Genomic DNA, 9,683 nt, shown 5'->3' with positions numbered 1-9,683 from the left:
AAAAAAAAACGCCGAGAGCCATGAGAAAACGGTCTCTGTTCTGAATCACGAATCGAGGATTCCAACATCGCGTTCAAGGTCGTTTTGCTCGATTCGAGCCACTAGGCTGCAGTTAGTTAGCGCAATCGTTTCCCGTTTCAAGCCCTCTCGGAGGAGCCGTATATCTCATGTTGAACAGCCTCCATTTGGCCAACGACCGCCTCCAGACAGTTGACTTGCAGTCCCTCGGACCTGCCTACGAATTGACCCCGCAGGCGGCAAAGGTCTATGAGCGCTTCTATGGCCTCAAAAGCGTGGCCACTTATCCTGACACACTTCCGACAATGCTCGGCACGACGCTTAAATGTGCACTTGCCCAGATTCCGGACGCGTCTGAGCGCAATGGCCATCTAGTCTATTGCAAGACACAGACACACAACACTCCGACCGATCGGAACTGGCTCTGGAATTTTGCCGCCAGTCACGGTCTGGAAAATTGGGAGGTCCACTCCCTTAGCATGACAAGCTGCGCCTCCGCGCTTTCGCTCCTGCATTTCGCGCACATCGCCGACCTGCAGGAGCCTCTCATCGTGCTCACCGGGGAGAAGGCATTCCATTGGAGCTTCTCACGGGTTTCAGTCGGCCTCTTGGCAGAAATCCCCTGCGCGGCCCTCTTCAATGCTGGGCCAGGGATATGGCAGGTTCGCGGCACACAGGTTCGCCACCTCTGTAAGTTCTACCAAAATCCCGATGATATGAGCGCCGCCGACCGGCGCGAACTGCAGGCCAATTACCTCGGCTCTATGATCCAATTCCTAAAGGACAATCTAGACGCTTATAGCGATAGGCTTGCTGATGATTTCATCTTCCTGCCGCAGAACCTCAATGCCCCCATGACTCATTCGGTTGTTCGCCATTTCGGCTGGGAGGACCGGACCTACCACGGGGATGTTCAACACCTGGGGCACGCCTATTGCTCGGACGGATTTCTCAATCTGGCAGCCCTTGAAAGCAATCGGCCGGAAACAATAAGACCCGGCGCGCAAGTCCTGATCCTGGCAGCAGGTACAGGGGTCACCTTCAGTACCTGCCTCCTCGAGCGCCAATAGAGAAGTGAAAAGGAAATCGAACCATGAACGTAGAAATCAAGAACCAGATCGTAGCCGCCCTTTCAGAAGTTCTGGAGCGCCCGGTTCCCGACCTTCAGCCAGAAACCCGATTTGACCTGGATTTCGACCTGGATTCCTACATTTTCGTACAGTTCCTCCTAGCGCTGGAAGACCGCATTCCTGGCCTGCGCTTTGATCCTGACGCCATCGGTCAGCACGAATTCAACGTAGTCTCGAGCCTCGTTGACTACATCGAGCAGCGCACCGAGCTAGTTGCGGAGCCAGAGCATGCTTGATCACTTGCCCCCGGCTGCCCTGCGCTCTCAATACGAGATCGCACGTCGCTCGACGCCAGACATCGCACTGCTCGCCTTCGGTGAGCTTTGCACCGGCAAGCCCGCCTGGTTGGCCAATCGTGGACATGTCTTGCACGTCGCTACTTCTGCCGCACCGCGGTTAAGCGTCTGTCGCCCAGAGGTCGAGATGAAGGTCGTGGAGACCGTTGATGATCCAGCTCTCGCGTTCTGGTCCCTGCAGCTCTCCTCCGTGGCACCTATCGAAACAGATGCGGCAGTCCTCGCCACACTTCAACCAGCAGTGCTGGCAACGCGCCTCGGCCTGTTATCAAGCTGTCTCGACACCGCCTTCCTTCATCTAGAGGGGCGCGAAAGCTTTGGTCGTCAGTTGCTGCACCAGCAGCTGATAAAAGCCACCTTCGCCACCACCCATGCGGCCATCGTCGGCTTGCTCGAAACGATCACGCAGCCGTCGATAGCAAATCATACTGCGACATGCCTGGGAATGCACGAAGCGATCACGCACCATTTCGCGAGCGCTGCAAAGCTCATGGGTGGACATGGCTTTCTGACCGGTGGATGTCACTCTCTTGAATACATTGCTGCTCTGATGTTGGCAGTGCACGGCCCGAAGCTTGCCGCCGACCACCAGCCAATGAGAGCCCAGAATGCTCTATTTTTCTGATGATCCGGCCATTCAGGTTCTCTTGAGCGGCGAAATACCCGCCTATGAGGACTACCTCGCAACTATCGCCGACACGCCCTGCCTAGTCACTAGCGACAAGCCGAGACAAGCCGGGACCTCGGCAGCTTTGGCCGCTCGGGCAAGTCTCGAAGAGTTGGGCCAGACTGCTCCATTGGGTGACTTAGGGGCCCCTCCGGTGATTGTTTATCTGCATTGTCGGTATCATGCCGATCCCCGGACAGCAGTTCTGCAGCACCTTCTCAATTCTCTGCAGCACCATGGACAGGCTCATTCCCTGCGAATTTCCTGCCAGGAGCAGATGAGGGACGCCCTCGTATTCATTCAGGCTCTGCTGCACCGCGCGCCCTTAGTCCTTTTGCTTTCAGACATTCTCGACCTGGCAGAAGGTAATGCCAACGTCCCCCATTTTCAGCTTTTAACTCGTCCCAAGATCGTTCAGGCCGAAAACCGTCGATCTCGTCGCAGTGACCTTCCAACTTCACTCCAAATTCGAAGGCAGCCCGATGCAGTCCACTAGTCATCCCAGCGCTGAAGCGCCCATTCTTCCGGTGATGCCGCGCTCATCCGCGATCTCCGTGCTGGCCCAGCTGTCAAGCATGGCGCTACCACTGGCCGCCAGCGCAATCATCATACCCGCGCTAAATCTTGGGACCATTTCGGTTCTGACGCGCACGAGTCAGTTCGAAGCTTTGGAGATCCTCTCTCTGCTTCAACCTGCCTTTGTTTTTTTGATCGCCCTGATGGAAGGTCTAGGCATTACCAATCAGGTCTTCAGCGCCAAATCCAAGAACAACTGGCCTCGTCGCGATATCCTGAAGTCCTCCGTTCGGCTGTCTATCTACGGCGTGGCCTTGCTTGGGATCTTATCTGGCGTGACTTGGGCCGTAGGCGAATGGCTTACATTCCGCAATGGCACTCTTGACCAGATCATCGAGCTGCTCCCTCTCTTCATTCTGTCTCAAACTGCCCTGTTGATCTTCGACGTCTATAACGGAGCGATGAGAGGACAGAGCAAAGCCATTCAAAGCCTCTTCCCTTTTCTGGGATTGGCGGCAATCAGCCTCGCCGTTACTTATCTCCTGATTGACCGATACGGCTGGGGTTTTGAAGCTGTCCTCGTTGGCAATCTGGCAGGTCCCCTATTTATGCTGCCCGTTATCGCCCTGATGGTCCATAGACAGGTCAGTTCGGCAGAATCCGCTCCCGCACCTGCCTTCAACGCCAGACTTAAGCAACTACTGTTCTTCGTTGGCGGACCGGTCACGGCCTCAATTCTTACCGGCTCCCTCAGTGCCATGGTGATCTTCCCTGCCCTTACCGTGTACGGCATCAAATTCGTGTCAGCGTTCCTCATCGTGATGCGCTTCCGCATCTTCTTCATGATCCCGGCCATCGCAGTCGCCTCTGCAATTGCCATCCTGGTCAATCAAGTAACCGAGAGTGAAGGCCCCAGCACCCGCACCAGATATCTCCTGATCGGTGTGCCATCGACACTTCTTCTCTACGCGGCACTGACCGCTTCGCTGCCCTACTGGTCTGCACCGGTCCTAGACCTACTTGTCTCCCGCAGTGGCGGAGGCTCGGATTTGCGTGCCGCGACAGATCTGATGATGACCCAGCTTCAGATCACGTTCTTCTTAGTTGCTGGCGGAGCAATGCTGCAAGCTCTTTTGGAACAGCTGGGACGCGGTATTCATGTGCTAGTCATCGCAGGATTAACCGAACTGGTGAGTGGCGTCGCAACGATCTTTGCCATCAGCCACGGCTTTCTACTCAAGGAAGTCCTCCAGCTACAGGTCGCAATCGGCAGCGCCGTTTTCTTGGTCTTGATCTGGCAGTTCATGGTGCTGATCGTCCGATTGAGGCGCAACCATGCATTCTAAAGCGCTTCTCCCCACAAGCTCATGGTTGACCGCATCTCCCTCGCGCAAACCATGTGCCTTTCAGACGGGCTCAGACTTTCAGAGCCCGTTTGAAAGGGGCGGAGCCGAACACATGCGAAACCACCATCCGGCTGAAGCTCTGTCATCAAAGGCAGGTGCAGTTGCCAGGGAGACCTGCCATGCTTGACGTTTTAGATTTCGAGATTGCTTTGCCGGACCGTGTCGAAACCATGGTAGACATTAGCTCCGACTTGTCTTTGTCTCAGAACCAGATACGCATGTTCACCCGTTTCTTCGGGTTCGATCAGTTTCATTGCGATCATGATGGCACCTTGCAGCAGCTAGCAGGCGATGCCTGTGCGAAACTTCTGAACAGAAACCAAACCCTTGATGACCATCTAAGCCACGTCATCCATTGCCATACGTTGCCCAGCAATTGGATTGTGTCTTCTACCACTTCACCAACGCTGGCTCCATTTTACGAACGCGGCATTGAGGTTTTCAGCGCTAGCATGAACCATTGTGCCACAGGCATTTCGATGCTCGACACGCTAGATCAGCTTCTCGGCGAGGACGATGTCGGTCTCATCCTGATCGCCGACAAAGCGTTTCATCCCGACATTCGCGTCATTGAAAACATCACGATCATGGGTGAGGCAGCCGCAGCAATTCTGGTGGCCCGACGTCCGGGACGTTACCGTGTCAAAGGCAGCTATACCCATCACGAGACCCGTTTCTGGCAAAATAGCGGCCACAAGAACGAGGGGTTTCTTGAGGGTTTTGGCAACGGCTACATGGATTTCGCCTGCTCGGCTCTCGACGGTGCCCTGGCGCACTTCGGCGTGGACTGGGACGACATCAGCTATGTGCTCCCCCACAACGTGAATCTGACCTCCTGGTATCAGATTGGCGACCGGCTCGGCATTCAGCGCGAAAAGTTGTGCCTCTCGACAGTCAGCCAATATGGCCACTGCTTCGGCGCAGACCCATTCATCAACCTCCAGCATACCATCGCCATGAACGCATTGAAGCGCCATGATCTTGTTTTGCTCATTAGCGTCGGCCTTGGCGCAACCGCCTCAACAGCCCTCATCCAGATGGGTTGAACCGGCATTTCCATTCGAAAGACACAGGAGACGATCATGACAGACCCGCAAAACATCATCCACTCAAGCCTGGTTTCCATCGGCCTTGGCCCAGAGCGCCTGACAAGTGCAATTGAGGGCGCAGAGTTGTTCGGTACCGATGGCTTGCTCACCTCCATGGAATTCGTCCAGTTTATCTCGACCGTCATCGACAGCGTTGAAGTGGACGTCAGCGAAGCCCTGGCGAGTATCGATCAGCACACCGACGCCATCTTCACGAACGTTCAGAACCTGGGCGCTTTCCTGAGCGATTGCCGCTCCTCGAGCTCCGAGGCCTGACATGACGCCCCACAGCACACTCTCAAGCAACCCTCATCTGCTTCATCAGATAGCGGCAGAAATCGCAACACCTTATTATCTCTACGACGCTGAAATCCTGCGCAGGCGTTTGGCCGCCCTCAGGACTGTCCTGCCGACCATCGACTTCTTCTATTCGCTGAAGGCCAATCCGAACCTCGGTGTTACCTCCATACTTCGCGCTGAAGGAATGGGGTGCGAGGTCAGCTCGATGCTTGAGCTTGAAGTTGCCCTTGCCGCTGGTTCGACGAGCGAACGCATCATGATGGTTGGCCCCGGTAAATTGTCGAGCGAGCTCAACCGGGCCGTAGATCTCGGCATCAAGGCGATCATCGTTGAATCCGTCGAGGAACTTCGCGAGATTGACCAGATCGCCGAAGAACGAGGCGTCATCCAAGATGTAGCCCTTCGCATCAATCCTGATTTCCAGACGGGTGGCGCACGCCTGACTATGAGTGGTCGGGCAACCCAGTTCGGCATTGATCAGTCACAAGTGCATGACGTGCTGGCAATTTTGACCGACCTTCACCACGTTCGCTTGCGCGGTTTGCATGCATACATGGGCACACGCATTCTAGCACATGAAACCATCGCGGCCAATGTCAGCGGCATCCTCGATCTTGCCGAGAACTTGGCAAGCGACTTGTCGCAATCCCTCGAATTTGTCGATGTGGGCGGCGGCTTTGGAGTGCCCTACGACATGGAAGAGCCAGAGTTAGACCTTGACGCCCTAGGGGCTGCGGTTGCCCCACGTCTGGCAGACTTTGCCAAGATTCATCCTACGACCCAAGTCGTGATGGAACTTGGTCGCTACATGGTAGCACCTGCCGGAACTTTTGTAACTACCGTCCGTCAGATCAAGATCAGTAAGGGTGAACGCTTCGCCGTCTGCGACGGAGGGTCCAACGTTCACAGCGCGGCGGCTGGTCAAGGCTCGTTCCTACGCAAGAATTTCCCGATTACCCTGGTGCGGGCAATCGGTGCACAACCCATTGACGATGAATCCGCTCCTTGGACCCTTACCGGACCTTTGTGCACTCCGCAGGATGTGATCGGCAAGTCGGTGACGATGTGTGCTCCGTCGCCGGGCGATCTGATCTGCGTTGATCAGTCGGGAGCCTACGGGCCTAGTGCCTCGCCGGTCGACTTCCTCGGCTTCGGCCCGCCTGCCGAAGTCCTCGTTGATGGTGAGGTAACCTTCCTGGTCAAGCACCGCGAAACCGTTGAAAAGCGCCTGCGCCTGCAGGAACCGCAGCAAATCTTAAGATCGAAGGGGGCATCACCGAAGTCGCTTGTTGCCCTTGCTTCCGATCAACCAAGAGACGCCTCGCCCTTTTCCCATCCTTGCCTTGAGCGTGTGGAAGAACTGGGAGAATTGTTGCGCCAGACCGGCACACGACTGGAAGCCGACCCGGACGATTGGGGCCAATTATGGGAAAACGATCTGATCCGGTCCTTGACCACGATCGGCGTGCCCGACATCTACAACGGCTTTCCTCTTGCCCAGTCCAGTCTTGGTATTTCCAGCTGTCCCTACGGCCTGCATGTGGCAATTGTCGAACGTCTTGCCCGTCACGATGCAAACAGCATCCTTTCGATGCCCGGCCCCTCCCTTTCGGGGGGCGCAGTTCTGGCAGACGGTTCGCCAGAACAGATAGAGCGTTTTTTCAAGGGATATCGCCATAGCTCACAGGGAACATTCTTCGCTGTGACCGAGAACGGTGGTGGCTCTGATGCCTCCAACGGCAAGACCACAGTGAGTCGCAAGGATGGCCGCCTCGTGATGAGCGGCGTCAAAGTGCTGGTCGGTGGCGCGAAGCGGGCAGATATCGGCCTCGTCTTTGCACAAATCGAGGAAACCGGTCGCCCGGCCCTGGTGATGATTGAACCACATTTTGCACCGGACGCCATCCAGATCGACCGCATGAAGACTTCCGGTATGGCCGGTGCGGACCTCTGCCGAATTACGCTGACCGATTTCCCGGTCGAGCCGGATATGATCCTCGGCAGCAAACAGCGGTCCCTTCGTGATGGCTTCATGAGCATCAACGGAGTGTTTGAACGCATCCGACCAATGGTCGCCGCAATGGCACTAGGCGTCGGGCGAGGCATTCTCGATCTTGTCGCAAGCGATGCAGTCGATCGCGCTCAAATCGAAGATCTGTTCCTAACTCATTCTGCACTGCTGCGCCAACTTGCGAAGGTTGTAGAGGCCTATGAACAGGGACGGCCGAAATCACACGAAATCAGCCTGATCAAGATGCAGGCCGTCACCTTCGCAGATGCCGTTGTGAAACGCGTGCCCGTAGTCGCGCCAACCTTGATGCTTCGTGATCCAGAGCTACGTCGGCGCTGTCGGGACGTCAAAGCCTTCGAATACATGGAGGGCACCTCCAACATTCACATGATGAACGCCTACCGTGGATACACCGCAGGAGTAGCCGTATGACCCTAAATATCGATCCCCAAAAGCTTGTTTTCAGCGAGTTCGACTGCCTTGAGCCGCCCGAAACCCGGTGGCTGGAGGAGCGGGCCTATTGGGAAGACTACAATCGTATGTTCTTTCAATCGAACGGCCTGCCCTATTCAAGTGCCGACAGCCGTGTCGATGAGTGGTTGACCGCCACTGACAGAGCTCCGTTTGCCTTTATGGCGCGCGAGCTGCTTCAGCAACTTGGTGAGCGGACGGATCTTTCCGATGTCGATCTGGTCTTGTTGGCTCATTGGCTTCCCGACCTGCACCTCGGTACGTCGGTCACGAATTTCGCCATGCAGCATCTCGGGATCGACAAAGGGTTCGGATTTGCAATCTCTGACCGCGGGCTTTCTGCTCCGCTTTTCGCCATGAATTGCGCTGCCCGCTATCTCAACGCGGACCGACGCAAGGCAATCATCATGGTGATGGATCAGAAACATTTGCTTTATCGCTCGCCCATCGTTGATGACCTGAAGCCGGTGAATTCGGCAACAATCATGGTGCTCGAAAACGATACGACATCTGGCCTGACGTATGCTGGCTACCGGCGCATTCCCTCTGTGAAAAAGCAGGATCTGGGCGCTGCTATTCAGTTGCTCTGCGAGCAGTTCAAGCTGCGCCCGGACAAAGTGACGTTGATTGCCGATCCAGAGGTCATCTTAAAGGTTGCCCACGCAGGTCCAACCCTGTCCCAGAACACCCAGCACCTGTGTTCAGCTCCTTTTGCGGCCCTTGCACAGACTTCTGATACTTACGAAGACGTTCTGATTGTCTCCTATGAAGATGAACGCCTGTCGGCTGTCTGCCTCAAGGCCCCGGATGAAAGGGCAGTCGGATGAGATTAGCCGAGCTCGCCACATATATCCCCGAAGATCGCATTGACGCAGAAGAGATCATTCACGCCGCCGGCGGCACGTCCACCTTCGCCCGCGTCTTTCAACGCATGTTCGGAATCGAGCGGGTTGCCGCGACCCCAACAGGGACCAAGACGATTGAGCCTCTCGGGCGGATCTGTGATGCGTTGGCTGACAAGCATCCTGAAAACCTGCCCTCCGCTCTCATTCATGTTCGGGCGTTGCCCCTACAATTTCTGAGCGGTTCTTCGCCTGCGATTAGCTTGCGCCAAAGCCACAGGTTCCTGTCGCGAATTCAGAATTACTATGAGGTCGATCAAGCCAATTGCAGTGGTCTTTTCTGGGCATTGGATCTGGGGAGGACGTTGCTGGAAACAGGAGTTGCTAGCTCGGTGCTCATTCTGGCAGGTGACAACCTGTCTGAGCGCGATCTCACCGACCGCTATTTGCCGGGCTTAACTCTTATGGGCGACGCCTATTGCGGTTTGCTGCTCGACAACGAGGTATGCGGCCTCCAGGTCTGCGATGTAACCCTGCGATGCCAGCCGGAATTCTCCTTCGGCTATAGCGGCAACAGCGACCAGATGGCCAGATTCTTTGCCGCACACACGAAGCTTGTCCTGAACGCGCTCGAGGCGGTGAGTTTTGGCTGGGAAGGGCAGACCAGTCTGCTTCCCCACAACATCAATACGTTAGTCTGGCACCGTTTCAGTCAGGAGACCGGGCTGGAGGGAAACAGAATTCGCCTCGGCCTGCTGCCGGACATCGGCCACTGCTACACCACGGACCCGTTCCTGCTTCTAGACCATGAGCTTCACACAGCACGCAAGTGCGCCAGCGAAACCAGAAACGACGATCTCGCACTCATCTCTGTTGGCATGGGCGGTTTTGTAGGGGCCTGTCGGCTTCAACATACCCCCGGAAGCCTAACCCAATAA

10 protein-coding genes are annotated in these 9,683 nt (G+C 56.0%); all 10 read left to right on the top strand.

Annotated features, from left to right (window positions below; all coding sequences use genetic code 11):
• Positions 1-167 precede the first annotated feature (167 nt).
• The gene (locus PsW64_RS12810; RefSeq protein ID WP_063303864.1) at positions 168-1,088 is read left to right on the top strand and encodes a 3-oxoacyl-[acyl-carrier-protein] synthase III C-terminal domain-containing protein; all 921 of its coding nucleotides are present in this window, start codon (positions 168-170) and stop codon (positions 1,086-1,088) included.
• Between the two features lie 23 nt (positions 1,089-1,111).
• Positions 1,112-1,384, top strand: coding sequence for an acyl carrier protein (locus tag PsW64_RS12805; RefSeq protein WP_063303863.1), 273 nt, complete (start codon positions 1,112-1,114; stop codon positions 1,382-1,384).
• Complete coding sequence (locus PsW64_RS12800; protein ID WP_063303862.1) at positions 1,377-2,069, top strand: hypothetical protein; 693 nt, start codon at positions 1,377-1,379, stop codon at positions 2,067-2,069. The genes PsW64_RS12805 and PsW64_RS12800 overlap by 8 nt, the downstream gene beginning before the upstream one ends.
• Complete coding sequence (locus tag PsW64_RS12795; RefSeq protein WP_063303861.1) at positions 2,053-2,607, top strand: hypothetical protein; 555 nt, start codon at positions 2,053-2,055, stop codon at positions 2,605-2,607. Before PsW64_RS12800 ends, PsW64_RS12795 begins: the two co-directional genes overlap by 17 nt.
• 79 nt (positions 2,608-2,686) lie before the next feature.
• A complete protein-coding gene (locus tag PsW64_RS12790; RefSeq protein WP_193757801.1) occupies positions 2,687-3,973 on the top strand; it encodes a hypothetical protein in 1,287 nt (428 codons plus the stop codon).
• Between the two features lie 179 nt (positions 3,974-4,152).
• Entirely contained in the window at positions 4,153-5,079 is a 927-nt protein-coding gene (locus PsW64_RS12785) for a 3-oxoacyl-[acyl-carrier-protein] synthase III C-terminal domain-containing protein (RefSeq protein WP_063303866.1), read from the top strand.
• Between the two features lie 36 nt (positions 5,080-5,115).
• Complete coding sequence (locus PsW64_RS12780) at positions 5,116-5,397, top strand: hypothetical protein (protein ID WP_063303859.1); 282 nt, start codon at positions 5,116-5,118, stop codon at positions 5,395-5,397.
• Position 5,398: 1 nt separating this feature from the next.
• Complete coding sequence (locus PsW64_RS12775; protein WP_063303858.1) at positions 5,399-7,864, top strand: acyl-CoA dehydrogenase family protein; 2,466 nt, start codon at positions 5,399-5,401, stop codon at positions 7,862-7,864.
• On the top strand, positions 7,861-8,730 hold the full coding sequence (locus tag PsW64_RS12770; RefSeq protein WP_063303857.1) for a hypothetical protein: 870 nt from the start codon (positions 7,861-7,863) through the stop codon (positions 8,728-8,730). Before PsW64_RS12775 ends, PsW64_RS12770 begins: the two co-directional genes overlap by 4 nt.
• Entirely contained in the window at positions 8,727-9,683 is a 957-nt protein-coding gene (locus tag PsW64_RS12765) for a hypothetical protein (protein WP_063303856.1), read from the top strand. Before PsW64_RS12770 ends, PsW64_RS12765 begins: the two co-directional genes overlap by 4 nt.

Source organism: Pseudovibrio sp. W64 (genome assembly GCF_001623145.1).
Taxonomy (GTDB): domain Bacteria; phylum Pseudomonadota; class Alphaproteobacteria; order Rhizobiales; family Stappiaceae; genus Pseudovibrio.
The sequence above is the reverse complement of the archived record's forward strand: the minus strand, read 5'-3'. Positions and strand labels throughout refer to the sequence as shown.